General features: G+C 61.2%; 25 protein-coding genes. 14 read left to right on the forward strand and 11 right to left on the reverse strand.

Features of this window, described 5'->3' with window-relative positions; all coding sequences use genetic code 11:
* Positions 1–661 precede the first annotated feature (661 nt).
* From QZ292_RS04025 to tilS, 4 genes are all read right to left on the reverse strand, one after another.
* On the reverse strand, positions 662–1,024 hold the full coding sequence (locus QZ292_RS04025; protein WP_294598147.1) for a hypothetical protein: 363 nt from the start codon (positions 1,022–1,024) through the stop codon (positions 662–664).
* Positions 1,021–1,521 carry an RNA polymerase sigma factor gene (locus QZ292_RS04030; RefSeq protein ID WP_294598149.1) on the reverse strand — a complete coding sequence of 167 codons (501 nt, stop codon included), beginning with the start codon at positions 1,519–1,521 and terminating at the stop codon, positions 1,021–1,023. Before QZ292_RS04030 ends, QZ292_RS04025 begins: the two co-directional genes overlap by 4 nt.
* Before the next feature lie 19 nt (positions 1,522–1,540).
* Positions 1,541–2,140 (reverse strand): hypothetical protein, encoded by a 600-nt coding sequence (locus QZ292_RS04035; RefSeq protein ID WP_294598152.1) that lies wholly within the window; start codon positions 2,138–2,140, stop codon positions 1,541–1,543.
* A gap of 107 nt (positions 2,141–2,247) precedes the next feature.
* Positions 2,248–3,564, reverse strand: coding sequence for a tRNA lysidine(34) synthetase TilS (gene tilS, locus QZ292_RS04040; protein WP_294598155.1), 1,317 nt, complete (start codon positions 3,562–3,564; stop codon positions 2,248–2,250).
* A gap of 70 nt (positions 3,565–3,634) precedes the next feature.
* Between tilS and hydG the strand changes: the two genes are divergently transcribed.
* Genes hydG through galE form a run of 6 tightly spaced genes read left to right on the forward strand, consistent with a single transcriptional unit; the run spans position 3,635 to position 9,513 of the window.
* A complete protein-coding gene (gene hydG / locus QZ292_RS04045; protein WP_294598158.1) occupies positions 3,635–5,086 on the forward strand; it encodes a [FeFe] hydrogenase H-cluster radical SAM maturase HydG in 1,452 nt (483 codons plus the stop codon).
* 13 nt (positions 5,087–5,099) lie between these two features.
* Positions 5,100–5,765, forward strand: a complete 666-nt coding sequence (locus QZ292_RS04050) for an HAD family phosphatase (RefSeq protein WP_294598160.1) — start codon at positions 5,100–5,102, stop codon at positions 5,763–5,765.
* 39 nt (positions 5,766–5,804) lie between these two features.
* Positions 5,805–6,095, forward strand: coding sequence for a DUF721 domain-containing protein (locus tag QZ292_RS04055; protein WP_294598162.1), 291 nt, complete (start codon positions 5,805–5,807; stop codon positions 6,093–6,095).
* 23 nt (positions 6,096–6,118) lie between these two features.
* On the forward strand, positions 6,119–7,174 hold the full coding sequence (locus QZ292_RS04060; protein WP_294598164.1) for a glycosyltransferase family 2 protein: 1,056 nt from the start codon (positions 6,119–6,121) through the stop codon (positions 7,172–7,174).
* A gap of 11 nt (positions 7,175–7,185) precedes the next feature.
* Positions 7,186–8,469, forward strand: a complete 1,284-nt coding sequence (pepT, locus tag QZ292_RS04065) for a peptidase T (RefSeq protein WP_294598166.1) — start codon at positions 7,186–7,188, stop codon at positions 8,467–8,469.
* A gap of 6 nt (positions 8,470–8,475) precedes the next feature.
* On the forward strand, positions 8,476–9,513 hold the full coding sequence (gene galE, locus QZ292_RS04070; RefSeq protein WP_294598169.1) for a UDP-glucose 4-epimerase GalE: 1,038 nt from the start codon (positions 8,476–8,478) through the stop codon (positions 9,511–9,513).
* A gap of 133 nt (positions 9,514–9,646) precedes the next feature.
* On the opposite strand, the gene QZ292_RS04075 is transcribed toward galE, so the two are convergent.
* On the reverse strand, positions 9,647–9,796 hold the full coding sequence (locus QZ292_RS04075) for a hypothetical protein (protein WP_294598171.1): 150 nt from the start codon (positions 9,794–9,796) through the stop codon (positions 9,647–9,649).
* Between the two features lie 153 nt (positions 9,797–9,949).
* Here QZ292_RS04075 and QZ292_RS04080 point away from each other — a divergent pair, with 153 nt between their 5' ends.
* Both QZ292_RS04080 and folP read left to right on the forward strand, forming a co-directional pair.
* A complete protein-coding gene (locus QZ292_RS04080) occupies positions 9,950–11,017 on the forward strand; it encodes a DUF4831 family protein (RefSeq protein ID WP_294598198.1) in 1,068 nt (355 codons plus the stop codon).
* A gap of 20 nt (positions 11,018–11,037) precedes the next feature.
* Entirely contained in the window at positions 11,038–11,895 is an 858-nt protein-coding gene (gene folP, locus QZ292_RS04085; RefSeq protein ID WP_294598200.1) for a dihydropteroate synthase, read from the forward strand.
* 967 nt (positions 11,896–12,862) lie between these two features.
* Here the strand turns inward: folP and QZ292_RS04090 are convergent.
* Positions 12,863–13,003 carry a hypothetical protein gene (locus tag QZ292_RS04090; protein ID WP_294598202.1) on the reverse strand — a complete coding sequence of 47 codons (141 nt, stop codon included), beginning with the start codon at positions 13,001–13,003 and terminating at the stop codon, positions 12,863–12,865.
* A 78-nt stretch (positions 13,004–13,081) separates the two neighbouring features.
* Between QZ292_RS04090 and QZ292_RS04095 the strand changes: the two genes are divergently transcribed.
* Both QZ292_RS04095 and QZ292_RS04100 read left to right on the forward strand, forming a co-directional pair.
* Positions 13,082–13,939, forward strand: a complete 858-nt coding sequence (locus QZ292_RS04095) for a DUF2807 domain-containing protein (protein WP_294598206.1) — start codon at positions 13,082–13,084, stop codon at positions 13,937–13,939.
* 126 nt (positions 13,940–14,065) lie between these two features.
* Positions 14,066–14,335, forward strand: coding sequence for a type B 50S ribosomal protein L31 (locus QZ292_RS04100; protein WP_294598209.1), 270 nt, complete (start codon positions 14,066–14,068; stop codon positions 14,333–14,335).
* A 1,081-nt stretch (positions 14,336–15,416) separates the two neighbouring features.
* Here the strand turns inward: QZ292_RS04100 and QZ292_RS04105 are convergent.
* Positions 15,417–15,563, reverse strand: a complete 147-nt coding sequence (locus tag QZ292_RS04105) for a hypothetical protein (protein ID WP_294598212.1) — start codon at positions 15,561–15,563, stop codon at positions 15,417–15,419.
* Between the two features lie 104 nt (positions 15,564–15,667).
* Between QZ292_RS04105 and QZ292_RS04110 the strand changes: the two genes are divergently transcribed.
* On the forward strand, positions 15,668–16,543 hold the full coding sequence (locus tag QZ292_RS04110; RefSeq protein ID WP_294598215.1) for a nitroreductase family protein: 876 nt from the start codon (positions 15,668–15,670) through the stop codon (positions 16,541–16,543).
* A gap of 76 nt (positions 16,544–16,619) precedes the next feature.
* Here the strand turns inward: QZ292_RS04110 and QZ292_RS04115 are convergent, their stop codons facing one another.
* Positions 16,620–17,354 (reverse strand): DUF4290 domain-containing protein, encoded by a 735-nt coding sequence (locus tag QZ292_RS04115; RefSeq protein ID WP_294598217.1) that lies wholly within the window; start codon positions 17,352–17,354, stop codon positions 16,620–16,622.
* A gap of 130 nt (positions 17,355–17,484) precedes the next feature.
* Between QZ292_RS04115 and QZ292_RS04120 the strand changes: the two genes are divergently transcribed.
* The 3 genes from QZ292_RS04120 (at position 17,485) to QZ292_RS04130 (ending at position 21,924) form a co-directional block, all read left to right on the forward strand.
* Positions 17,485–18,654, forward strand: coding sequence for a sigma-54 dependent transcriptional regulator (locus QZ292_RS04120; RefSeq protein WP_294598220.1), 1,170 nt, complete (start codon positions 17,485–17,487; stop codon positions 18,652–18,654).
* Positions 18,644–19,804: a GTPase gene (locus QZ292_RS04125; RefSeq protein ID WP_294598223.1), complete on the forward strand. Its 1,161-nt coding sequence runs from the start codon at positions 18,644–18,646 to the stop codon at positions 19,802–19,804. The genes QZ292_RS04120 and QZ292_RS04125 overlap by 11 nt, the downstream gene beginning before the upstream one ends.
* Before the next feature lie 1,241 nt (positions 19,805–21,045).
* A complete protein-coding gene (locus tag QZ292_RS04130) occupies positions 21,046–21,924 on the forward strand; it encodes an endonuclease/exonuclease/phosphatase family protein (protein WP_294598226.1) in 879 nt (292 codons plus the stop codon).
* A 39-nt stretch (positions 21,925–21,963) separates the two neighbouring features.
* Here QZ292_RS04130 and QZ292_RS04135 read toward each other — a convergent pair whose 3' ends face one another.
* The 3 genes from QZ292_RS04135 to QZ292_RS04145 form a co-directional block, all read right to left on the reverse strand.
* Positions 21,964–23,067: a DNA replication/repair protein RecF gene (locus QZ292_RS04135; RefSeq protein ID WP_294598229.1), complete on the reverse strand. Its 1,104-nt coding sequence runs from the start codon at positions 23,065–23,067 to the stop codon at positions 21,964–21,966.
* A gap of 242 nt (positions 23,068–23,309) precedes the next feature.
* Positions 23,310–25,721 carry a bifunctional UDP-N-acetylmuramoyl-tripeptide:D-alanyl-D-alanine ligase/alanine racemase gene (locus QZ292_RS04140; protein ID WP_294598232.1) on the reverse strand — a complete coding sequence of 804 codons (2,412 nt, stop codon included), beginning with the start codon at positions 25,719–25,721 and terminating at the stop codon, positions 23,310–23,312.
* 90 nt (positions 25,722–25,811) lie between these two features.
* A complete protein-coding gene (locus QZ292_RS04145; protein ID WP_294598235.1) occupies positions 25,812–26,354 on the reverse strand; it encodes an RNA methyltransferase in 543 nt (180 codons plus the stop codon).
* Positions 26,355–26,596: the final 242 nt, after the last annotated feature.

Here is a 26,596-nt window from a genome sequence, read left to right on the forward strand (position 1 = left end):
ACTGCCCTCGGGCCGGGCAGGCCCCGCGTGCCCGCGGTGGGCAAATGGCCGTGTCTACCCTAAAAGGAATCGCCGGGGGATTTTCAAGGGGGATGTAAGTTCCCCTTGAATGTGCTCTTTGCCTACTTTCTATCACATAATAGAAAGTAGGGGCCTCCGCGGCCCGAGCGGAACCAAGAAAAAGATTGACTTAGAGTCCAAAGATAGACAGCCGAATAACGTTAGGTAAATCGGGCTTTTTCCCGGCAGGTCAAATGGGCATTATCCGCGCGCCTTGGGAAATCTTGTCAAAACGCCCAGGTGCATTTTGACGATTTCCCCCTTAAGGCGTGGCGCGCGGTGCCTTCGGGCACTCCGAGATGGCCGCCTCTACCCTAACAGGATAGAACTGCCCTGCGCGAGCGGCGTCCGGGTGACCCCGGCGGGACGGAGCGAAACTGCGTTTCGCTAAGGCCGTCTCTGTCTTCTGTTTATTCCGAGAGGCAACGCAACAGAAAACCGACAGCCCGACCATATAGGCTGCAAACTTCGATTTTCGTTGTGGTGAAATTCAGGTTTATGCCATTGGTGTCGCTGGCAGATGCAGACCAGATATAACCGTGGCTACAGACATAGCTGAGTCCACCCGACGCGTGACCGCGGTAGCCCGGGGCGGGGCTGCTTATTGAAACTTTATCCCGCCCGGAAAGGGTGCTGCCGAACCCTCGCTTGCCTCCGTGTCCGTGTTCGACGAGAAACGCCATGTCGCCGGCACCAGCCTGATTCCTTTGACCTCGCCGTCGAACCCCCTCCACCGCTCCGCCATCCCCCGGAAATCGAACCCCGAAGCCGCTACCCAAACCAGCAGCAACACAGAGGCAAACGCCGTCGCGAAAGTCGGAATCCGGTAGAGGTTTTTCGACGGAGGCAGCGGATCGAGCCGCTCGACCACCCGGCGCGTGAACCCGCAGTCCGGTATTCGTTCTGCACGAGCCGCCGCGAACAACTCCTCCAGCGGGTCTTTTTTTATGCTGTTGCGTTTCATAACTCTTCGTTTTTCAGATATTCCCTCAGTTTGGCCTTCGCCCGCGCCACCACGCTTTTGACCGTTCCCAGCGGCATCTCGGCCACATGGGCGATCTGGCTGTGCGACAGCTGCTCGACAGCCGACAGCAGGATGACGTTCCGTTCCGTATCGTCCAGACACGCCAGCGCACTGTGCAGGATAGCGATTTCGGCCGGATTCTCCTCCCCGACCTCCGTCCGCTCGATCTCCTGCGTCGGGTGCACCGACCGCCGGTTGTCGAGGAACGTGCGGTAAGCGATCCGGAACAGCCACGCCCGAAAAGAGCCCAAACCCGAGAACTGGCCGATCGAGGTGAATGCCTTGATGAAACACTCCTGCGCCAGGTCGTCCGCCCGGAATCTGTCGCCTCCCGTCAGGTGGGTCAGGTAGCGCCTCAGGGGAGACTGGTAGCGTTCCACCAGCTCCCCGAAAGCCCCCCTGTCACCCGACCGTTTTACCCGTCGAACCAGCCACAAATCGCTGATCGGAAGGTGTTTATCGGTTTTCGTCACGGCGCTGCACGTAGAGACGGAACAAATGGACGATTGCGTATCCCACCCCGAGGATCAGCCCCCACAGTAGCAGCGAGGTGAAGAATCGCATGTGGCCCAGGTTGAGGAGTCCGATCCAGGCCAGGATAACGAACCCGATGATTGCTAAAACCAATAATCGCCGGATAAAACCCGTCAGCGGTCGTCCCGTCGTTTCGAGTTCCTGCAAAGAGCGGCCGTGTTCGATGGCGCATTGTTTCAGCTCATATTTCTTCTTCAGGGCGACATACCAGAATCGCATGATGAAGAAAACCATCGCCACCCCCGCGCCGGTCGAGATGAGTACGATCAGTACGGCCACCAAATGGTCTCCGTCGAAGCCGAACGGCGTGTCCGGGTTCCTGTTTACTCCTTCGATCGCCCCTTCCAGCGCGGTCATCCGAGCGTCGAGCGCCTGCAACAGGCTGTCCGTCCGGATTTCCGTCGGCGTATCGATAAGTGCGGCAAACTCCGTCGAATCGACCGGTTCGGCCGCCACCGGGGCGGCTGCGTTTCCGAAAATCAGCCCTGCGCCCAGCAGCAGGGAAAGTAACATGCGTTTCATAATGAGAAAATGACTGTTTGTGTGGTTGCTATATGATAGACGCAGCGGGGAGCGATTTCGGATGTCAGGGAACGAATTTTTTTTGATGAAAGACCTCTTCTGGGACCTTACAGCGTGATCCGGACGAACCGGCGGCCGTCCTGCCGCACCTTGTAGCGGTCGTCGATCCGGCGTCCCACCAGCCAGACGATCGTCTCTCCCGAGAGCAGCACCCCTTGCCGCGCTTTCTCCGCCACCGGCACTTTGGCGTCGATCAGGAAGTCGCTCACCTTCTTCTGGCCCGCCATCCCGAGCGGGATGAACCAGTCCCCCTCCCGCCAGCCACGCAGGTGAAGCGGAAATTTCAGCGCATCCGCCGTCAGGTAGGCCGTCTCCGGTGGCGTCGCCAGGCTGTCCGGAAGCTCGTCCAGCGAGAGCCACTCCACCCGCGGGTCGTCCGCCTCGATCCGCTCCTCGCGGAACGGCTCGACCACTCGCGGAGCCAGCAGAATCCTCCGCCGGTCGATCCGTGCCGTCCATTTTTCCGCCTCGAACCGCTTGCCGGAGAGCGTCGTTCCGCTCCCGTCGTCCGCCCGCCGCAGCAGGTCGGCGATCTCCTCCGCCGTCTCCGGCACGAAGCCGAAGGGCCGCAGCAGCTCATAGAGCTCGAACCCGATGCATGTCGCATCCAGCGCGTCGAGGTCGATCTCCTCCGGCCCGGCGAAAGCCCGCTCGCGCAGCCGTTCGACCTGGAGGTCGATGAACGCCTGTGTAGCCTGCAGCCGGACGAGGTTCTCCTCCATCGTTCGCGCGAAACGGTTGTTCGACGCGCTGTCCAATCGCGGCAGGATGTCGTGCCGCAGCCGGTTGCGGAGGTATTTGAGCGTGGCGTTGGTCGAGTCCTCGCGATACGGTACCCCGTGTGCCGCCGCATAGGCCGTCACCTCGTCCCGCCGGGCGAAGAGCAGCGGGCGGATGATGCGTCCGCGCCGGTCGGCGATGCCCGTCAGCCCGCGCAGCCCCGTTCCGCGCAACAGGTTGATGAAGAACGTTTCCGCCGAGTCGTCGGCGTGGTGGGCGATGGCGATGCGGTCGTAGCCGTGGGAGTCGCAGAGCGTCTCGAACCACTCGTAACGCAGCCGCCGGGCCGCCATCTGGATCGATTCGCCGCTTGTTCGGGCCTCGGTCTCGGTGTCGAACCGAACCGTGTGGAGCGGAATGGCATGCTCTTCGCAGTAGGCCTCTACCAGTTGCTGGTCGCCGTCGGATTCGGCTCCGCGGAGTCCGAAATTGACGTGTGCCGCCGCGATGCGGCCCGGGCAGGCCTGTCGCAGCAGGTCGAGCAGCGTCATCGAGTCGACGCCCCCGCTGACGCCGATCAGGATGCGGTCTGTCGGATCGGCGAGGTGCCGCCGGTCGATGTATGTCTGGAGTCGTTCGAGCATGAGGAAGAGTTTGTGGTTTGACGTTCCCGGCATTTCCGTGCGTCCGGAAGTGTAAAAATAGTGTAATTTTGTGACGTGCGGCGAAAACCGCCGCATTCCGCACATGATTTTCACGCCGCAGACCTATCGCCTTCCCGACCGTCCGGGAGAACCCTTCATTGACGAACAGGAGATCGAAACCTTGTTGGCCCGCCACGCCTCGCCCACGGTAGAAGAGGTTCGGGCGGCCGTCGCCCGGGCCATGAACCGCGAGCGTCTCTCGCTGGCCGAGGTCGCCGTGCTGCTGGGCGCCGCGCCCGGAGAGCGGCCGCTCGTGCTGGAGGCCGCCGAACGGCTCAAACGCGAGGTCTACGGCGACCGGATCGTCCTTTTCGCACCGCTCTACATCGGGAACCGTTGTACGAACCGCTGCGCCTATTGCAGTTTCCGGGCCGACAGCACCGAGACCGTGCGCAAGACCTTGACGGACGGGGAGATCGTCCGCGAGGTCGAGGCTCTCGAACGGGTCGGACACAAGCGGCTGATTCTGGTCTACGGCGAACATCCGGCCTACAGCCCGGAATACATCGCCCGCACGGTGCGGATCGCATACGGCGTGCGGACCGAGCCGGCCGGAGAGATTCGCCGGGTCAACATCAACGCCGCTCCGCTCACCGTCGAGGGGTTCCGGACGGTGCACGAAGCCGGAATCGGAACCTATCAGATTTTTCAGGAGACCTACTACCGGGCGGCCTACGCGCGGTATCATCTCGGCGGCCGGAAGGCCGACTACGACTGGCGGCTGACCGCCCTCGACCGGGCGATGGAGGCCGGTATCGACGACGTGGGGTTGGGCGCTTTGCTGGGGCTGCACGACTGGCGGTTCGAGGTGATGGGGCTCGTCCGGCACACGAACCATCTGGAAGCATGCTTCGGCGTCGGGCCGCACACGATTTCGTTCCCGCGGATCAAGGAGTCTTCGGCCTCGTTGCCGGCCGCGTCGCCCGTGGGAGACGAGGATTTCGTCTATGCCATTGCCGTGTTGAGGCTCGCCGTGCCGTATACCGGGCTGATTCTGACCGCCCGCGAACCGGCGTCGGTGCGCGATGAGGCGATCCGGTACGGCGTGTCGCAGATCGACGGCGGAACCCGGCTCGAGATCGGCAGCTACTCGGCGGAACCGGAGGACGAACAAGGCTCTCGGCAGTTCGCCATCCACGACGAACGGTCGCTGGACGAAATCGTCGGACGGCTGGTCGGGGAGGGCTATTTGCCGTCGTTCTGCACGGCCTGCTACCGCCGCGGACGGACGGGCGAACACTTCATGGAGTTCTCCGTGCCGGGCTTCATCAAGCGGTTCTGCGGGCCGAACGCGATCCTTACGCTGGCCGAGTACCTGACCGACTACGCCTCGGCGGAGGTGGCCTCGGCCGGCTGGAGCCGGATCGAGGCCACCCTGGAACAGCTGTCGGCCGAATCGGCGGCCGAGACTCGCGACCGGCTGGCCCGGATCCGGGCCGGAGAACGGGATATTTATTTTTAATCTCATCATAGAAATGCTTCAGGCAGCCCTTTTCGACATGGACGGCGTGATCGTCGATAACCGCGACGCGCATCTGCACGCTTTCGAACACTTTGCCGCACGCCACGGCATTCCCGACCTGGATGCCCGGACGCTGCTGCCCTGTTTCGGATCGACCAACGCCGTGATTATGGCCCGTTTGTTCGGCCGGGACGACCTGCCGGCCGACGAGGTCGAACGCCTCTCGCGCGAGAAGGAGGAGATCTATCGCGAGCTCTACGATCCGATTATGCGGCCGGCCGAGGGGTTGGTCGATCTGCTGGAGGCTTTGCGGGCGGCCGGGGTGCGGATCGCCGTGGGGAGCTCTGCGCCGCGGGTCAATGTCGATTTCGTGCTCGAACGGTGCGGCATCGCTCCGTATTTCGATGCCGTGGCGTCGGGGTCGGAGATCACCCGCAGCAAGCCCGATCCGGAGGTCTATCTGCTGGCGGCCGACAAATTGGGGGTCGATCCGCATGACTGCGTTGTTTTCGAGGACGCTTTCGTGGGGATGGAGGCGGCGCGGAGAGCCGGAGCCAAGGTCGTGGCCATCGCCTCCACCTTCCCGCGCGAGACGATCGAAGCCCGTGGGGATTACGACCTGTTGATCGACCGTTTTGAAGATACTTCGGTGGCCGGTCTGAAGCGGTTGTGGGCATAGGCTGCGGTCTTTTCGTAAAAATTTCGTACTATTGTCCCTATGCGACGAACCGAACCGATGCGGGTAGGCGAGCTGTTGGAGGATTTTCTCTCGACACGCGCCCTGGGGCCGGCCACCATGGAGGGTCGGGCGGTCGAGCTGTGGGCCGAGGCGGCCGGCGAATATGTGGTTCGTGCGACCGAAGATGTCTATATCCGCGGCGGGGTGCTCTACGTCCGTTTCTCGTCCGCGGCGGTGCGGGCCGAGATTTTCATGCGGCGGCGGGCGATCGCCGATCGGATCAACGGTTTGTTGCGGGCCCGGATCGTGCGGCACATCGTCGTGCGGTGAGGATATGTGGAATACGGAAAAAGATGAAAATCAGCGTAATCATACCGGTCTATCAGGTGGCGCCTTATATCGAGCGGTGCTTGCGGTCGGTGGCCGTGCAGACTGCCGGTTTGGCACCGGGAGACCGGATCGAATGTATCGTGGTGGATGATTGCGGGACGGACGATTCGATGCGTCGGGTCGAGGCCTTGACGGGTGAACTGGAGCAGGCCGGTGTGGAATTCCATATCGTGAGCCATATCCGGAACCGGGGACTGGCGGCAGCGCGGAATACCGGGACGGCTGCGGCGACGGGAGAGTGGATGTTTTATCTCGACGGCGACGACGAGCTGGAGCCGGGTGCATTGGCGGTTCTGGCCGCTGCAGCCGTGGCTGCCGACGGTCCGGACTGGGTGCAGGGCAATTACCGTCGGGTGGAGGCTTCGGGCACGGTGCGGGAGGAGACGCGCTATTTCGATCCTGCACGGCCGGTTTATGCGGATCGGGAGGCGGTGACCGCCGGTTTCGGACGGCTCAATTTCAGCAATGCCACCGCCAAACTGATCCGGAGCGATTTTATCCGGGCATATGACTTGACTTTTTGCGAGGGGGTCACTTACGAAGACGTATTGTGGTGTATGGAGGCCTATCCGCATGTGAAGCGGGTGGCGACGGTGGAATCGGCGACCTACCGCCACCACTTGCGGGCCGGGTCGATTATGCGGAGCGGCATGACGGAGGCCAAGTTGGATTCCGTGCTTCGGGTCGAACAGCGGTTGGCCGAACTGCCGCAGGATGTGAACGTGGGGCGGATTGCCGGCCAGCTGGCGGTTTTCGGAATGAAACACCTCTATCTCTCCCGTTTTTCAAGAGGCTTCCGGCGGCGGTGGATGGCGGCTTTGTGGGCGGCTGGCGTGCCGCGGCGGATGCGGAGAAGTGCGGATGCGGTACGGGAGATGTTGCAGCCGTTGAGCCGGCTGGTTTTTGGAGCCTGCTGGCTGCCGCGGTGGCTGGCGCGGGGCTATTTGCGGATATTGCTGACACTGTATGCCGGATTTTTGAGGTTCCGTGAGTGGCGGACTACCCTCCATCAGGCGTAACTACGAAAATTATGGACATACCCGAACTCAAAGAACGGCTGCTCGAACGGTTGCTGCGCTACGCGGCGTTCGACACGCAGAGCGATCCGGAGAGCGAGACCTATCCCTCGACCGCCCGGCAGCTCCTGCTGCTCAACCATTTGATCGAAGAGCTGACCCTCATCGGACTGGACGAGGTCGAGATCGACGAGTACGGCTATGTGACCGCTACCGTGCCTTCCACTTTGCCGGAAGGGGACTCTTTTTCGCCGACGGTGGGTTTCATCGCCCACGTCGATACCTCGCCCGATATGTCGGGCGAAGGGGTGCGGCCGCAGGTCGTGCGCGACTACGACGGCGGTACCATTTCGTTGGGAGACAGCGGTCTTGTGCTTTCTCCGGATGATTTTCCGGAACTTGCGCTGCTGCGCGGACACACCTTGGTGACCACCGACGGCACGACCCTGCTCGGGGCGGACGACAAGGCGGGGGTGGCCGAGATTGTGACAGCAGCGGAGTATCTCGTGACCCATCCGGAGGTGCCGCACGGGCGTATTCGCATCGCCTTTACCCCGGACGAGGAGATCGGGCGCGGCGTCGATCACTTTGACGTTGAGCGGTTTGGTGCTTCGGTGGCCTATACGATGGACGGCGGGGCAGAGGGGGAACTGGAGTACGAGAACTTTAACGCCGCTTCGGCCCGGATCGCCATTCGCGGTCGGAATATCCATCCCGGGATGGCCAAAGGGAAGATGATCAATGCGATACAGGTGGCCGGCGAACTGAACGCCATGCTGCCGGCTTGGGAACGGCCGGAGCATACCGACGGATACGAGGGATTTTTCCATCCCGTTTCGATTCGGGGCGACGTGGAGGCGGTCTCGATGGAGTACATCGTCCGCGACCACTCCCGGGAACGGTTCGAGGCCCGGAAAGCGGCCCTGACGGCGGCGGCGGAGTATCTGAACCGGCGTTATGGGGCCGATACCGTGGGGCTGACCCTGACCGACCAATATTATAACATGCGCGAGCGCGTGGAGACCTCTCCGGAGGCCGTCGCGCTGGCCCGCCGGGCGATGGACGAGGTGGGGGTGACGCCTTGCGTGCGGCCGATTCGCGGCGGGACGGACGGGGCGAGGCTCTCGTACATGGGGCTGCCGTGTCCGAATCTCTTTACCGGCGGCGCGAACTTTCACGGACGGTACGAATACTGCTCCGTGGAGACCATGGCGGCGGCCACGCGTGTGATCGTCCGGCTGGCGGAGCTGTGGGGCGCGTCGCGGCCGGCTGCTGCATCGAGTATCAACAAAAACTAACGATATATGTCATCCAACAAAGCCAAGACCGTACTCGTCGCCGGAGGCGCCGGGTACATCGGCACCCACACCGCCGTCGAACTGATCCGCGCGGGTTACGACGTCGTCATTGCCGATAACCTCTCGAACTCCGACCTCTCCGCCGTGAAAGGGGTGGAGGCGATCGTGGGGCATCCCGTGCCGTTCGTCCAGGTCGATTGCTGCGACCGTGAGGCGATGCGCCAGCAGGTTTTCAGCCGGTATGCGTTCGATTCGGTGATCCACTTCGCCGCCTACAAGGCTGTGGGCGAGTCGGTGGCCGAACCGCTCAAATACTTCCGCAATAATCTCGACTCGCTGCTCACGGTGATGGCCCTGATGCAGGAGTTCGAAGTACCGAACCTCGTTTTTTCCTCCTCGGCGACGGTCTACGGCCAGCCCGAGGTGCTTCCGGCGACCGAACAGACGCCGCGCCAGCGGGCCAACTCGCCTTACGGCCTGACCAAGCAGATGAGCGAGGATATCATTCAGGATACGGTGGCGGCCGTACCGTTTTTCAAGGCGATCGCCCTGCGCTATTTCAACCCCATCGGGGCGCATCCGTCGGCTCTGATCGGCGAGCTGCCGAAAGGGGTGCCGAACAATCTGGTGCCGTTCATCACCCAGACGGCGGCCGGGATTCGGAAAGAGCTTTCGGTCTTCGGCGACGACTACGATACGCCGGACGGCTCGTGCCTGCGGGACTATATCGACGTGGTGGATTTGGCGCGGGCGCATGTGGTGGCGGTGGATCGGATGGTCGGGGGACGATCGGCCGACCGGTTCGAGATTTTCAACATCGGAACCGGAACGCCGGTGTCGGTTTTGGAATTGGTGCGGCTGTTCGAAGAGGTGAACGGCGTGCCGGTGCCGCACCGGATTGCAGCGCGTCGGCCGGGCGACGTGGAGAAGATCTGGGCCGCTACGGACAAGGCGAACAACGAGCTGGGCTGGCGTGCGGAACGGGAGCTGGGCGACACTCTGCGTGCGGCTTGGGCGTGGGAGAAACACGTGCGGGGGCTTTAGTTTTTCTTTGGGTCTGGGTGTTTTTACCCGTTCAGCTTATTTTGTCCTTTGCGAGTTTTGGGGCTCGCAAAGGATTTTTTGTGTGGTGTGGTTAGGGGTTAGAGGCTGCCATTAAAAGACGCTGTGCGTCCGTTTATTCCGAGAGGCAACGCAACTGAAGACCGTTGGCCCGGCACGCTGTGCTGCTGGGATAGAGCCACGTCACGAGGAAATGCAAGTACATGCCATCGGTACCGCTGACCGTCGAAGACCAGCTGTAACCGCCGTTACCGACGACCCACAACGCACCTTCAGCACTGCCGCGGTGGCCCGGGGCGGGGCCGGAACCCGCTGCAGGATGGATATTCTTGACCGCCCGAGGCGTATCGTTCCGAAAAAAAAACTATTTTTGACCGGTGATCTCCGGTTGGAGAAACCGGTATAAATCGAAAACAAGATGAACAGCAAGACCTTTTTTCGGACAGTTTCGGCTGTCGTGTGCAGTTCCGTTGCAGCGTGGGCGGCTCCGGCGGCCGCTCAGGTGAGCGCCTTTCCGCAAGGCAGCGGGCCGGCCGCTATCGACGGCTACACCCTGCCGCGGACGGTGGTGACCGCCACGGTGGTGGTCGAACGCGAAGTGATTCTGCGCGGAACCTATGCCAAGTACGCCGCACAGTATCTCGGGATTTCCGGCGCCGCGATGAGCGATAAGCAGAACTACCGGATCATTGATGCTTCGTTGGGCTATTACGAAGAGCCCGATCCCGCGCAGACCTATGCGCTGAATCGTTCCGTCGACCTCCAAAGCCGGGCATTCCACTGGCTTTCCGTCGGCCAGCCGCAACAGCCGCTGGTGGCCGATGCGAAGTTTCAGGATGCCGCCATGGGGAATAACAATCCCTTTACGGACGTGAGCCTCAATCCGTTGTACGGCGCGACCGTGGAACGGAGCGGTCTGGCCGACGGCGAGAGCTTCGGCGAACTGCCCGTGAACCGGACCTCGATGGTGGAAAAGAGCACCGAACAGCTGGCGGCCGATGCGGCGAACGCGATTTTCACCCTGCGGAAACGGCGGTTCGACCTGGTGACCGGCGAGATGGGCGAACATGTCTTCGGCGCCGGGCTGCCCGCCGCCCTGAAAGAGATCGACCGCCTGGAGGCCGAATACCTCTCCTTGTTCATCGGGAAACGCTATACCCAGCGGATCGTACGCACCTATTCGGTTTTGCCGTCGGACAAAGGAACCGCGATCGTGTGTCGGTTCTCGCCCACGAAAGGAGTGGTGCCCGATACCGATCTTTCGGGGCGGCCGCTGGTGATCGAGATGACGGCCGAAGGGGCCGGAACGGCGGGAAACGCTGCTCGCGGAACCGTCGGGAACGCTAAGAAAGGGAGTGCGAACCTGCCGTATCGTATTCCGTCGGTTCAGATCGTTAAACTGGTCGATGGCACCGAGGAGCTGGCCCGGGAACGGATTCCGGTGTTCCAGATGGGTACCTTCGCTTCGGCACAGGTCGTGTATTGATTCCTCTCTGCAGCAACGCGATGGAGATCAACATAGGCGGCCGGCTGTGGTCGGCCGGGCCGGAGCGGCCGCGGGTGATGGGGATTGTGAACGCCACCCCGGACTCGTTTTTCGAGGGCAGCCGGCGGCAGAGCGAAACCGAAATTGCCCGCGCAGCCGAACAGGCCTTGCGCGACGGGGCCGACATGCTGGATGTGGGCGGCTATTCGTCGCGTCCGGGAGCCGATGACGTGCCCGAAACCGAGGAACTCGCCCGGCTGGATCGTGCGTTGCGTGCGGTGCGCGAGGCGGTCGGCCCGGATTTCCCGCTTTCGGTCGACACCTTTCGGTCGGGAGTCGTACGGCGGCTTTATGACCGGTACGGTGCGTTCGTCGTGAACGACATCTCGGCCGGCGGGCTCGATCCGCAGATGCTTCGGACGGTGGGCGAGTTGAGGTTGCCCTATATCGCCATGCACATGCGCGGGACGCCGCAGACGATGGCCTCGCAGACCGATTATCCGGCGGAGGGCGGGGGCGTTGTGGGAGACGTATTGCGTTATTTTGTGCGGAAAGTCGCGCAGTGTCGCGAAGCGGGGATTGTGGATTTGATCTTGGATCCGGGTTTCGGTTTTGCGAAGAGCGTGGCGCAGAATTTCGAACTGTTGAGACGGATGAATGAGCTTTCGGTCTTCGGGTTGCCGATTCTGGCGGGTTTGTCTCGTAAGAGTCTGATATGGCGTACGCTGGGAACCACGCCTGCCGAGGCGTTGAACGGAACGTCGGTGCTGAACGTCGAGGCACTGCGGCAAGGCGCTGCGATTCTGCGGGTGCATGATGTGCGCGAAGCGGTCGAGACGGTTCGTCTGGTTCGGGTCTGTTCCGGTTACGCGGAGTGAGGGTGGCGTGTTTCGGTATAGGCGCCGCAGTGTGTGTGCCCGAAGCCTGAGTCCTGCGGAGCCTAAGGCGTAGCGTAGCTATCATAAAGTTTCTTTGGTTCTTTCTGTTCACAGAAAGAACAGTACCCTCAAACCAACCGCGCGCCACGCCTTAGAAGGGAAATCGTTCAAACACGTAGTCGTGTTTGAACAAGATTTCTCCCAGGCGCGCGGACAGAATTTGATACCGTTGCCCGCCCGCCCCAAAGGGCATATTCTGCCGATTGGCGATGAGCCAATTCGGCAAGAATTGCCGCGGACGACTGAAAAAAGAGCGTTAAGACCCGCGCGCCACGCCTTAAGAGGCGATTCAACTCTTTCGGCGACAAGCCGAAAGAGAATGAATCTCCTCGGCGCGCGAACAGAGAACGGGGTGCGGCAAACCAGTAAGCGATACGCAGTATCGCTCCGTCCCGCCGGGGCGCCCACCGGGCGTTTTATTGGGGCTCTCTTGGCCTTATTAGCCGGTCGCCGCCCGCGTAGGGCAGTTCTATCCTGTTAGGGTAGAGGCGGCCAATTGGGAGTGCGGCACGCACCGCCCGCCCGCCAAAAGAGGGATTTCACTCGTTTTGCGATGAGCAAAATCGAGATGAAATCCCAGCGGGCGACGGGAAAATGCGGCGGAGCGACAGCGGAGCCGCATGGGCTGACACGGGGGCGGAGAATCGGGCCGCGACTTGGGGCGGGCTTGTAGGCTGTGAATTGTGCAGCTCGTCGCCAGCGGAGGCGCAACGAGCTCCGACGAGTTGCAGCCCGCCGCGTGGGGTGGCGGCGAACTGCGCGCCCCGAAGGGGCGCAGGGTTTCTACCTCGTTTTTGTCCGCGATTTTTGTCCGCGCGCCACGACGCGAACGCGTCGGCCAAGCGGGTCCCACGTCCCGTGGACGGGGCGATGCTTGCGTTTCGCTGCGGCAGCCTCTACCTTCTGTTTATTCCGAGAGGCAACGCAACTGATAACTGTAGCCGCGGTAGTGCACGTAGCTGGGGCCGAGTTCTGTCGAGCGGAAAAGCAAAAACACACAATAAGTCCCGTTGACAGCAGACGACCAACTGTACCCATAGTTACCCACACCCAATAGCGCGCCCTCACCGTAGTCGCGGAAGCCCGGGGCGGGAAAGTAAGATTAAACAAAAAAGGAGATCAATCCATGAAAAAACTGTTTTCATTGTTCGGAAATCGTATGACCTGTGTGCTCTGCGGCTGGTTGCTCGCCATGCCTATGTCTGCAGGAGCCCAGGAGAGCGTGACGATCGAAAAATATACAGACAAACCGATTCGGGGAGTGATTGTCGCCGGCGCATTCGACCTGCAGGTGCAGCAGGCCGATGGCCCGTCGAAAACGGTGGGAGCCCGGGTGGAAATCCTGCGCGAGCTGGAAGACAAACTGGTCTTCGAATACACCGAGGAGGGATTCGTCCGGCTGGCATTCAAGAACGACATGAGTAAATATTTCACCGGAAGCAAAAAGAAACCCCAGGCCTGGGTGACCGTTTCGGAACTCACTTACCTGAGCGCTACGGGGGCTTCGACGGTGGTCGGCACCGGGCGTTGCTCCACCTCCGGCAAACTGCGGCTGATGACCTCCGGGAATGCTTCGGTCAACCTGCTCAGCTGTGCGGCCGGCGAGCTCGACCTCGAAGCGTCGGGAACATCGGATTTGAGCGATGTGAAACTCGCCGCGACCGGGGTGACGACGATCGAAACCAGCGGAACGGCAAAAGTGAAAGGCGAATTGCGGACGGAAAAGATGACCCTCTGCATGTCCGGAGTGTCGGGTGTCGTCTTGTCCGGTTCGGCGACCGAGGCCGAATGGAAAGTGGGCGGTACCTCGTCGGCCGATCTGGAACGGTTCGAGACCGGACGCGTGACGGCCGAAGTTTCCGGAATGGGGCAGGTGAAGGCTTGCGTCACCGGAGAAGGTACGGCACAAGTGAGTACCATGGGCTCGTTCCGATATACCGGGGACGGAAAGGTGACCGGCAAGGGAGTCAAACGGCTCGATTGACCGGGGGTGTCCGAATCCCGGAAATGTTCCGCGCATCGGCCGGATTTGCAGTTCTGGATAATAAATCCTATCTTTGCCCCGCGAAAGCATCAAAGCACATCAACCTAACGTTAAACAATACGCACAATGAAAGAAGGATTGCACCCGGAAGGGTATCGTATCGTGGCATTCAAAGATATGTCCAACGATCAGGTCTTTTTGTGCCGGTCCGCCGTGAATACGAAAGAGACGATCGAAATCGACGGCGAAACCTATCCCGTCTACAAGATGGAAATCTCCAGCTCGTCGCACCCGTTCTATACCGGGAAACAGACGCTGGTGGATACCGCAGGACGTGTCGATAAGTTCATGAGCCGGTATCAGAAACACTACGATAAACGGAACGCGAATAAATAGTTTTTTATCTCGTTTGATTCTTTCGGGAGGCCTCGGTCTGTCCGAAGAGGAGATCGCCGCTGATTGTCTTTCGAGACAGTCAGCGGTTTTTTGTTTTGCAGATGGGGGTATTTGATGCCATATTTTCGGGCCGGCGCCAGTTGGTGCGTTTGTGTCACAGAAAATGGGCGAAGAGTTGGGTTAACACAGTCATTCGCCTACCGCGGGCGCGCGATAAAAGTAAGGATTGCGGAGCCTAAGGCGTAGCGTAGCTAACTAAAAGTTTACCTAAGGGTTTCCTCCTCGCCGCTCGTCAATGTGCAAACTGCGTTTGCATTGCACTCGCTGGCAGCGTCGGTTTTGGTGCCGCTTTTTTCAACCGAGCAGCGTTCCGAGACCAAAGCCGCTTGCGAGCTTTGGCGAGGTAGTGCGAGGAAGGCGAAGCCAACAAGCGGCAGTTCCGTCCGGCACGGAGCTCGACGCGCGCCGACGCCTTGAGAGGAAAATCGTCAAAATGTGTCGGCACATTTTGACTGGATTTCCCAAAGGCGCGCGACAAAGGAGGAGAAATAAAACCCGCGCGCGATCGCTGGAGTAGGAAATCATTCAAACGCGTACCACGCGTTTGAATAAGATTTCCGTCAGCGCGCGGAAAAACGTGGCGGAGCGATAGCGGAGCCGCAGTGAGGTAGACACGGGGCGGAGAGTTGGGTGGGGCTTGGGGCTGTAGTTTGGGCCGAGCTTTTGCGACCCTTCAGGGTCGCGCGGGCCGGACGCCTCCCCTCGGGAGGCCCGCAACACGCCGCTCTCGCGTCGAGAATTGCGGTCTCTCCCGGACGCCCGACCCGCTCCAGCACTACTACTTTGGGTGTTTCTCCCGCGCGCTGGCGGAAATCCTGTTGGAACAATTCACCATTGTTCTAACGATTTCCTACTCCAGCAGTCGCGCGCGGGGAGAGCTTTGTTTGCATTTTTCCCTCTTCAGGCGTCGGCGCGCGGTCGAGCTTTGAGCCGGACGGAACTGCCCTACGCGGGCGGCGTCCGGGTGACCCCGGCGGGACGGAGCGATGCTTGCGCATCGCTAAGGCCGCCTCGCCCCCGTTTATTCCGAGAGGCAACGCAACTGAAAACCGTGGCCGCGGCGGTCCGAGCTGCTGGTGCTGAGGCCCTGCGAATACAAATTCAAGTCCAGGCCGTAGATACCACCCGTAGTGAAAGACCAGCTGAACCCGTTGTTGCCGACGTGCACCGGATCGCCCGAGTTCGAATAGCGGTTGCCCGGGGCGGGGAAAGTGTGTCGGAAGTGTGTCCGGATTCGCTATCTTTGTCAAAAACACACGAAAAACGACCGGGATGAAATTTTCTTTAGAGATCGATCCCTCCGCATGCATCCGATGCGGACGGTGCGTGGCGGTTTGTCCGTCGCGGATTTTTACGCAGGATGAACCCAAGGCAGAGGTCGGGATCGAAAGGCCCGAAACCTGTATCGTTTGCGGGCACTGCGTGGCCGTTTGCCCGACCGGAGCCGTGACCCATACCGAGTTCCCGGCCGATAAGGTACATCCGATCGACCGGAGCGCGCTGCCGACCGCGGAGCAGATCCTGCAACTCTGTCGGGCGCGGCGCTCGAACCGCGCGCTGACCGACCGGCCCGTGCCGCGCGAGGCGCTGGAACAGATTGTGGAGGCTGCCCATCGGGCGCCGACGGCCAGCAACCGGCAGGAGGTTTCGTTTATCGTCGTGACCGATCCCGAGAAGTTGAAGCAGATCGTCCAGTTGACCCTCGACACCTTCGACAGCGTGCGGCGAAAGCTGGAACATCCATTGTTGCGGCCTCTGTTGCGTCGGCTGATTCCGCAGGTGTATGCCTATCTGCCCGCTTTCCGGCGGCTGATCGAAGCGTGGGAGCGGGGCGAAGACCTCGTGCTGCGCGGGGCGCGGGCCGCGATCTTCATCTGTGCGCCCGCCGAGTCGCGTTTCGGTGCGGCGGACACCAATCTGGCTTACGAGAACGGGTCGTTGATGGCCGAGAGCCTGGGCGTGAGTCAGATTTATACCGGCTTCGTCCTTTCGGCGATGAAACAAGACCGGAAAGGGCGGTTCGCTCGGCTGTTGGGGTTGCAGCCGGGGAGGCAAGTCTATGCCGGAATGGCGCTCGGGATGCCGAAGTTTCTGTTTCCGAACTATATCGATAAGAAACCGGTCGAAGTGCAGTGGGCGGAGCGGTAGGGCGGTGTCGTACGATAGAAAACAGAGAGGCGTTCCCGTAGAAGGAACGCCTCTCTGCGTATCATGAGGTCGGAGATTATGCCCGGTTGTTCGTCCCGCCGGCATTGTTGCCTCCCGTCCCCGGGTTCCGGCGGACATATTTTCGCGGTGTCGCCGTCCCGTTCCCGGTATTGTTCCCGGCGCCTCCTCCGTTCGCAGTTCCCGGGGTGTTTGTCCCGTTGTTCCGATTGGTTTTGTTCATCCGGCCTCCGTTCGCGTTTCGGACGCTCGACGTGTCGATCCGCGTATGATCCAGCGTATCCCCCTCCAGCACGATCCGTCCCCGAGACATCTGTCGGATGTCGCCGATCACCCCTTCGTTCGACGGGAACTCCTTGTTGTATTCGAACGACTTCTGTTTCATATACTTCGCCACACTCGCCGCTGCCGCATCCCGCTCCTCCGACTGCGGCTCCCCGGCCAGCGCCTCCACCATCCGCCGGACATTCGCCCCGTACTGCTTCTGGGCGATATAGCTCTGCGACGAACGCATCCGTTTCGGATGCGGCGCGAACATCGCCGGCGTCGGCTTCGGATACGGCGCGTCCACGTCCAGGTCGAAATCCGCGATCATGAACAGGTGATCCCACAGCATATGCTGGAAACCCTCGCTGTCCCGCTGGGCCGGATTGACGTTTCCCATCACCGCCACCACCACCTCGGCCTGCCGGTTGCGGAGCTCCCGATCTTCGATCGTCTTCAGGTAAGCCACCATTCGCTGGACGTTGCGTCCGTATTCCGAGAGCAGGAGTCTCGATTTTTCTCTGTTCATGTGCGTTGAAAACAAGGCGATTCCGTCGCCGGAAATGCGCAGGGAGCGAATCGGAAATTTATTTCCCTGCGGAAATGAAACAAAGCAAATATAATGCTTAACTTTGAAATTCCGAAAAAAAGGTTTGCATATGGCTAAAATCCTGGTTATCGACGACGAACGGAGCATCCGCAACATCATCGGCGAGCTGCTGGAGATGGAGGGACATACGGTGAAGACGGCCGAGAACGGAGCCGCCGGATATAAAATGGTGTGCGACGAACCGTTCGATCTGGTGATTTCCGACATCAAGATGCCCGAGATGGACGGCATCGAGGTGCTCGACAAGCTGATCGAGACCCATCCGGATCAGACGGTCGTGATGATCTCCGGACACGGGAACATCGACACCGCGGTGGAGTGTATCAAGAAAGGGGCGTTCGACTATATCGAGAAGCCGGTCGATATGAACCGCATGCTGGTGACCGTCAAGAATGCGCTGGAGCGCGGGTCGCAGGTCAAGGAGATCAAGACGTTGAGGCGCAAGATCCATAAAGTGGCGGAGATCGTGGGCGAGTCGCCGGCCATTCAGCGGGTGAAGACCCTGATCGACAAGGTGGCGCCGACCGATGCCCGGGTGTTGATTACGGGGTCGAACGGGACGGGGAAGGAACTGGTGGCGCGGTGGCTGCACGAAAAGAGCGACCGGGTGAACATGCCGTTCGTCGAGGTGAACTGCGCGGCGATTCCGTCGGAGCTGATCGAAAGCGAGCTCTTCGGACACGAGAAGGGGGCTTTTACGTCGGCCATCAAGCAGCGCAAAGGGAAATTCGAACAGGCCGACGGAGGGACGATCTTCCTGGACGAGATCGGCGACATGAGTCTGGCGGCGCAGGCCAAGGTGCTGCGTGCGTTGCAGGAGCGGAAGATCACGCGCGTGGGCTCGGACAAGGATATCGACGTGGACGCGCGGGTGCTGGCGGCGACGAACAAGAACCTGACCGAGGAGATTGCCAAGGGGAATTTCCGCGAGGACTTGTACCACCGGCTGAGCGTGATTCTGATCCACGTGCCGAAGCTGGCGGATCGGCGGGAGGATATTCCGCTATTGGTGGATCATTTCATCCGGAACATCTGTGCGGACAAAGGCGTTCCTAAGGCATCCATCACGGCCGACGCCATGGAGGCGCTGGTGGGGATGCCGTGGACGGGGAACATCCGCGAACTGCACAATGCGGTGGAACGGCTCTTGATTCTGAGCGGGCCGGAGATTACGCTCGAAGATGTGAAACTCAATGTGATGCAGGCCGATGGGGAGTAGGGATTCGGACAGCCGTGCGTGCGGTCGCGAACAGATGCCGCGGGTGGGGATTTACGGCGTGACGAACGTCGGGAAGAGCAGCCTGCTGAACCGGATGACCGGTCAGCAGGCTGCCGTGGTTTCGCCGGTGGCGGGAACGACGACCGATCCGGTGCGGCGGGTTTTCGAGGTGGCGGATTACGGGCCGGTGCTCTTTATCGATACGGCGGGAGTCGATGACGAGGGGTCGGAGGTGGGGCGGCTGCGGGTGGCCGGAACGTGGCGGACGCTTTCGGAGGTGGATTTGGCGGTGGTCTTGTTGGAGGGCGTTGGTCCGTCGGGGGTGGAGCGGCGGTTGCTCGATCGGATTCGGGCGAACGATGTGCCGTATTTGCTTTTGCCTTCCCGTGCCGCGGATTTGTCGGCGGAGGAGGTGCTTCGGCGGATTTGCGCTGCGATTCCGGAGCGGGCGGGGGAGATGCCGCCGTTTTTCGGCGAACGGGTCATTGCTGCGGGAGAGGTGATTTTGTTCGTTTGTCCGATCGATGCGGGCGCGCCGGCGGGTCGGTTGATCCTGCCGCAGGTACAGGCGTTGCGGGCGGCGCTGGAGCTGGAGGCGGTGGCTGTTTCGGTGCAGCCGGAACAACTGGCGGAGGCGTTGCGGCTCTATACTCCGAGGTTAGTGGTGACGGACAGTCAGGTGTTCCGGAAGGTGACGGAGCTGGTGCAGGAGAGGTGTCCGGAGGTGGAGGTGACGTCGTTCAGCGTATTGCTGGCGGAGCAGAAGGGAGATGCGGCGGTCTACCGGGAGGGGCTGCAGGCGGTGGACGGCTTGAAGGCAGGCGACCGGGTGTTGATTATCGAGAATTGTTCGCACCAGGTGACTTGCGACGACATCGGTCGAACGAAGATTCCGGGTTGGCTGCGGGCTTATACGGGGGCCGAGTCGCTGGCATTTACGTTTGTGAGCGGTCGCGATCCGCTGCCGGAGCCGTTGTCTGGTTATGCGCTGGCGGTGCAGTGCGGAGGGTGCGTGGCGACGCGGCGGATGGTGCAGGTCCGGATTCGGGCGGCGATTCGCAGCGGGGTACCGATTACGAATTATGGCATGCTGATCCGCAAGTTGCAGCACGGCAGGCGGTGCGTGGAAAATGAAGCGGCGGAGCGATAGCGGAGCCGCAGTGAGGCGGAGACCGGGCTGTGCTTTGGGCTGCGACTGTTCTTCGGGCGCGAAAACCGTTTACGGTTTTCGCGCCGCGCCGGGCCGAGCAGGGGGCGGAGAAACGGGCCGAACTGTCGGCCGTGCTTTGTTCTTAGTTCTTAGCTTTTGCGATTCGTAGAATCGCCGGCTTTGTCCCAAGCCGCGTAGCGGCTTCGGGGGGATGGGCGACAGGCCGAAAGGAGCGGACTTTGGACGGTGAATCGGGGCGAGAGCGAATAGCGCGATTCGCAGAATCGCCGGCCTCGGAGCGCAGCGAACGCCACAGGCGGGCGCCGGGGGGCGCGCCCGAGGACGAACGGGCGGAGAATTGGGCGGGGCTTGGGACTGTATTGGGGCAGAGCTTTTGCGACCCTTCGGGTCGCGCAGTCCGACGCCCCGGCAGGCGGAGGAGTGCAACTCGACGGAGTTCGTTGCTCCCTCCGCTGGCGCCGAACTGCGATGGATTTTCGGCCCACACGGCTCTGCGAGCCGGTGCCGCTCGGCACTCGAAAGCTGGCCGTTACCCTAAAAGGAATCACCGGGGGATTTTCAAGGGGGATGTAAGTCCCCCTTGAATGTGCTCTTTGCCTACTTTCTACCACATAGTAGAAAGTAGGGGCCCCCGCGGCCCAAGCGGAACAGAGAGAAGAGGTAAACTAATCACCTCGACATTAACAGCTGAACAACGTGTTAGGTAAAACGGGCTTTTCCCCGGCAGGTCAATCGAACGTTGTCCGCGCGCCTTGGGCGATTCAACTCTTTCGGCTCATCGCCGAAAGAGTTGAATCGCCCAAGGCGTCGGCGCGGTGCCTTCGGGCACTCCGACAGGGCCGCCTCTACCCTAACTGGATAGAACTGCGCTCGGGCCGGGCAGGCCCCGCGTGCCCGCGGTGGGCAAATGGGGTAGAGGCTGCCAATTGTGAGTGCGACACGCACTTCCGAGAGGCAACGCAACTGAAAACCGTGGGCACGGCGGTCCGTATTGCTGGGGCTGAACCACGTCACGCCGAAACCTAAGTCCAAACCGTAGATGCTGCTTGTGGCGGAAGCCCAGCTGTATCCGTCGAGGCCGACACTTCTTGCTATGCCCTCCCAGCTCGTACGACCGAAATCGCGGCCGCCCGGGGCGGGTAGAATGACTGTGACATGAAAACAGAAAGTCATCGGAATTTCGCTATCTTTACCCTGTGAAATCGTTTAACACATAAAATATGAAACGTATCCTTTTAACCCTGATCGTTGCTGCGGGAGCAACCGCATTTGTTTCGTGCGGCAGCGCGGCCCGGCAAGGCGGAGAGACGGTCGACTCTTCAACCCTCTGGGCGATGACCTTCAATATCCGCTATGCCAATCCGGACGACGGGCCCGATTATTGGGACAACCGGCGCGAAGCCGTTGTGCGGATGGTCGAGACCGTCCGGCCTGACGTGATGGGGATTCAGGAGGGGCTGGTACAGCAGGTCGCTTTTCTCGATTCGGCGCTGACCGGCTATTCTTACGTCGGTGTGGGGCGCGACGACGGGGCTGAGGCGGGAGAATATGCAGCCGTATTTTATCGCGACTCGTTGTATGTGCCCGTGGCCGACGGCCACTTCTGGCTGAGCGAGACACCGGAACAGGCCGGGTTGGGATGGGATGCCGTTTGCGTGCGGATCGCCACCTGGGTGCGGTTGCAGGAGCGGGCTACCGGCCGGGAATTTATGGTCGTGAACACCCATTTCGACCACGTGGGAACCGTGGCCCGGCGCGAAAGCGCGAAACTGATGCTGGAACGGATCGAACGGTTCGGCGATTCGATACCGGCGATTGTGATGGGCGATTTCAATTTCCCGACCACCGATCCGTCGCTCGCTCCGCTGGTCGAGGCTCCGGGATTTGCCGAAGCGCGCAACTCGGTGGCTGCCAGACCTCAGGGCGACTCGCTGCCGCCGGTGACCTACCGCGGATTCGGACACGGCGAGGAGGGAGAGGTGATCGACCACATCTTTTTCCGCGGTTTCGTGCCCGTGACCTACGAGGTGATTCCCGACGGATACGGGGTGCGGTACCTCTCCGACCACATGCCGGTGGTGGCGGTGCTCCGGTTTTAGGAGAACCGGCCGGGTGTCCCGGTTCGTTATGGGATGCGGTTATAACTCCGTGAACTGTCCGCCGTTGACGCTGAAAAGTTTGTAGTTTTCCGTCATTCGGGTCAGAATCCCCTCCAATCGCACCTTATTGCTGTCCGTGATGAAAATCTGACCGAAGCGGTCTGACGACACCATGCCGATCAGCGCTTCGACCCGCGCCATGTCCAGCTTGTCGAAGACGTCGTCCAACAGCAGGATCGGCCGAATGCCCCGCAGTTCGTGCATCATATCGAACTGCGCCAGCTTCAGGGCCAGCAGCATGGATTTCTGCTGGCCCTGCGAGCCGTATTTGCGGATCGGAAAGCCCAGAATCTCTAATTTTATGTCGTCGCGGTGTACCCCGCAGTTGGTGAAGCCGCACACCCGATCCTTTTCCCTCGCCGCCGTCAGCAGATCGGCGAACGGCGTCTCCGTCAGCTCGGATTTGTAGGAGACGGTCACCTCCTCCTTGTCCGACGAGAGGATGGCGTAGTATTCCGCCACCTTCGGAGCCAGCCGCCGGATCATCTCGGCCCGCTTTTCGTGCACTGCCGTTCCGGTCTCGACCAGCTGCATGTCCAGCACCTCCAGAATCTCTTCGAAAGCCGATCCCACACCTGTTTTCAACAGCCGGTTGCGCTCCTGCAGCAGGTGGTTGTAGCGCACGATCGCCGTGAGGTACTCGCGGTCGGTCTGGGAGAGGAACGAGTTGAGGAACCGCCTCCGTTCGTCGCCCGACTCGTGGATCAGCGCCGTGTCGGCCGGCGAGACCATCACCAGTGGCAGCAGGCCGATGTGTTCCGAAACCCGGTCGTACTCCTTGCCGTTCCGTTTGATGACCTTTCCGCCGCCGCGTTTGAAACTGCACACGATTCCTTCGCGCCGTTCCCCTCCGCCGAGCGAGTAACGTCCGTCGAGCAGGAAATAATCCTCGCCGTGCCGGACGGATTGGCCGTCGGTCAGCCCCACCGAGCTTTTGCTGATCGAGAGGTAGTAGACGGCGTCGATCAGGTTGGTTTTTCCGGCTCCGTTGTCGCCCACCAGACAGTTCACGTTGGCCGAGAATTCCAGTTCGGCTTCTTCGATATTCTTGAAATTCAGTATGGAGATTCGTTCTAAAAACATCGTTTCAGGGTGGGCGTTGGGCAGACAAAGTTACACTTTTTGAGTTTCTTTCCGTTTATTCCGAGAGGCAACGCAACTGAAGACCGTGGCCGCGGTAATAGGCGTAGTGAGGAAAGAGATATTGAGGATTGAAACTTAAATGTAAACTATAGATGTCGCTGGCTCCGGATGCCCAGCTGTGCCCGTTGCTGCCGCCGCCGGTCAGCCTGCCATTGGCTCTGTCGCGGTAGCCCGGGGCGGGGCTATTCCCGCACGTAAATTCGCTTGATACGCGCCGATATCGACGTGAGGACTTCGTAAGAGATCGTTCCGAGCGTCTGTGCCACCTCGCGGATCGTCGGCCGCTCGCCGAAGATAATCACCTCGTCGCCCACCCGGGCCTCCGGCACCCCCGATACGTCGATCATGCAGGTGTCCATGCAGATATTCCCGATCGTCGGACACAACACGCCCCGGATCGAGACCGACCCAGCGCCCCGTCCCAGCCGGCGATCCATCCCGTCGGCATAGCCGATCGGGATGGTCGCCGTGCGCATCGGTGCCGTCACCACCCCGCGCCGGTTGTAGCCTACCGTCTCTCCCGCCGCGAGCTCCTTGATCTGAACGATCTGGGTCTTGAGCGTCGCCGCCACCTGCAGCGCCGGGTCGTCGATGCCGTAGAGCCCCACGCCGAGCCGCACCATGTCGAAATGGGCTTCCGGAAAGCGGGCGATTCCCGCGCTGTTGCAGATGTGGCGTAGGATCGAACGGTCGCCGAGCGATTCGATAATCGTCGAGCTCATCTCGTCGAAGCGGCGGATCTGCCGTCTGGTGAAGTCGTCTTCCGCCGGGTCTTCCGAGGCGGCGAGGTGCGAAAAGATCGAACGCACGTGCACGGCCTCTTCCTGCCGCAGCACGGCGCACAGTTCGGCGATCTCTTCCGGCACGAATCCCAGCCGGTGCATGCCGGTGTCCATTTTCAGGTGGATCGGAGCGGCGGATATTCCCCGGCTGCGCACCTCGTCGGCGTAGCCTTTCAGCGAGGCGAACGAGTAGATTTCCGGTTCGAGGTCGTAGTCGGCCATCACGGCGAAGCTCCCCGGATCGGAATTGAGCACCACGATCGGCAGGTGGATGCTCGCATCGCGCAGGGCGATCCCCTCGTCCGCAAAGGCGACCGCCAGATAGTCCACCCCCTCGTGCCGCAGCATCGTGGCGATTTCGGCCGACCCGGTTCCGTACGAGTAAGCCTTGACCATCGCCATCAGCCGCGTCCCGGGCCGGAGCATGGCGCGGAAGTGGGCCAGATTGGCCGACAGGGCGTTGAGGTTCACCTCCAAGGTGGTCGTGTGCGTCCGTTTTTCCAGCAGCCGCGAGATCCGTTCGAAGCCGAACGCCCGGCCACCCTTGACCAGAATGGCGCTCCCGGCGAAACGTTCTTTGTCGGTATGGTGCAGGAAATCGTCCGTTGTGGCGTGGAAAGAGGTATGTTCTTCTCCCAATCGGGCGATGAAATGCGGGGCGGCGGAGGCGAGGGCCGGCCCGATGCCGACGAATTCGCTCACCGAATGGTTCCGCACCAGTTCGGCCACATGCCGGTACAGTTCGTCCGGTTTTAAGCCGGCTTGCAGGATGTCGGACAGGATCACGACTTTGGGGCGTTCGCCGGCCGTCTGGTCGAGATAGTCGAGGGCGACGCCGAGCGAGGTCAGGTCGCTGTTGTAGCTGTCGTTCACCACCAGACTGCCCAGAATCCCTTCCCGCAACTCCAGCCGCATGGCGACGGGCTGCAGTTCGGCGAAAGGCTTGTGTGTCAGCCCCATCGCGCGATAGAGCGTATCGACCAGCGCTGCGTTCCGCATCGAAACGGCGTCCCGGAACGGAAAATCTTTCGAAACCCGTATCTCTTCTAAACTGAGGCGGTCGTTATGCAGTTTTTGTCCGGCGCCTCTTTTCTCAAGGGTCTCCGGAACGATCGACCCGTCCTGAGGATAGATAACGGTTTCGGCATGTGCGAACAGCCGGAGCTTATCCTCCAGTTTCTGTCGGTCGGAGGAGAAATTTTCGCCGTGCGCCTCACCGATGTTGGTCAGCAGACCGATCTGCGGCCGGATCATCGCTTCGAGCCGCTCCATCTCGCCGGGTTGCGAGATACCGGCCTCGATCACCACCCACCGTTCGTCGCCTTCGATCATCAGCAGCGAGAGCGCCACCCCGAGCTGCGAGTTGTAGCTCCGCGGGCTCCGCAGCAGCCGGCCGGCCTTTTCGGGCCACAGCTGGGCGATCCACTCCTTGACGACGGTCTTTCCGTTGCTGCCGGTGATGGCGATCACGGTGCCTTTGAATCGGCTGCGGTGGTCGGCGGCCAGCAGCTGCAAGGCTGCCAGCGGGTCGGTGACCTGTACGAACGAGGCGTCGGGCAACGTTGTGGCCGATTCGTCGGGTATCCGTTCGACCAGAAAGGAGCGCACGCCGCGCCGGTAGAGCTCCGGAATATAGCGGTGTCCGTCGTGGTTGGGCCCGGTGAGGGCGACGAACAGGGCGGTGTCGGGTTGGGCGATGCTGTTGCGGCTGTCGGTGACGATGCGGCAGAAGCGTCGGTCCGTTCCGTGCAGCGATCCGTGCAGTCCGGTGGCTGCGGTGAGTCCGGCGAGGTGGGAGAGGGTGTAGTCCATAGTGCGGAAGTGAGAGGGCCGAAGCGGTCTGCAACGGCTTCACAAAAGTAGGGTTTTGCGGAGAAATCCGGTTGAAAAAATGTCGCTGTTTCAGCGGCACCCGAACCGGCGGAAAAACTCCCACAGGACGATTCCGCCGCTCACGGCCACGTTCAGCGAATGCTTGGTGCCGACCTGCGGAATCTCCAGCGCGCCGTCGCACAGATCGACCACCTCCTGGCCGACGCCCTCCACTTCGTTGCCGAAAACGATGGCGAACCGTTCCTCTCCGGGCTGCTCTGCGGGTTCCCAGCTCGACAGTTGGGTCGCCCCGCGCACCTGCTCTGCGGCGAGTACCGTATAACCTTCGGCGCGCAGCTGCCGCACGGCTTCGGCGCTGTTCGCGGCGTACTCCCAGGCGACGGTCAGCTCGGCGCCCAACGCGCTCTTGTGTATCTCGCGCGAGGGGGGCTGGGCGGTGATGCCGCACAGCACGATCCGCTCGATGCCGAAGGCGTCGCCTGTCCGGAAAAAGGCGCCTACATTGGCGGCGCTCCGAACGTTGTCGAGCACGACGGTGACGGACATCTTGGGCTGCCGGGCGAAGGCGGCGGGGTCGGGACGACCCAATTCTTCATTTCTCAACTTCTCCATTTAAACTCTCTATTTAAAACCGATTGATTCTCTGTGCTTTGTCTTTGAACCGGACGGAACCGTACCTTTCTTGAAAGAAAGGTACCCAAAGAACTTTCAGTTAGCTACGCTCTACCTTAGGCTCCGCAGTCCTCAATCTTCGAGATTACTTTTGGGTCGGGGTTGTAGCGCGCAATAAGGTTAACTCGCATTAAGCGCGCTACAACTCCCGGCCCAAAGAAAGTCCGGGAGTTGGGCCGCCG

It is taken from the genome of uncultured Rikenella sp., from assembly GCF_910577125.1.
Taxonomy (GTDB): domain Bacteria; phylum Bacteroidota; class Bacteroidia; order Bacteroidales; family Rikenellaceae; genus Rikenella.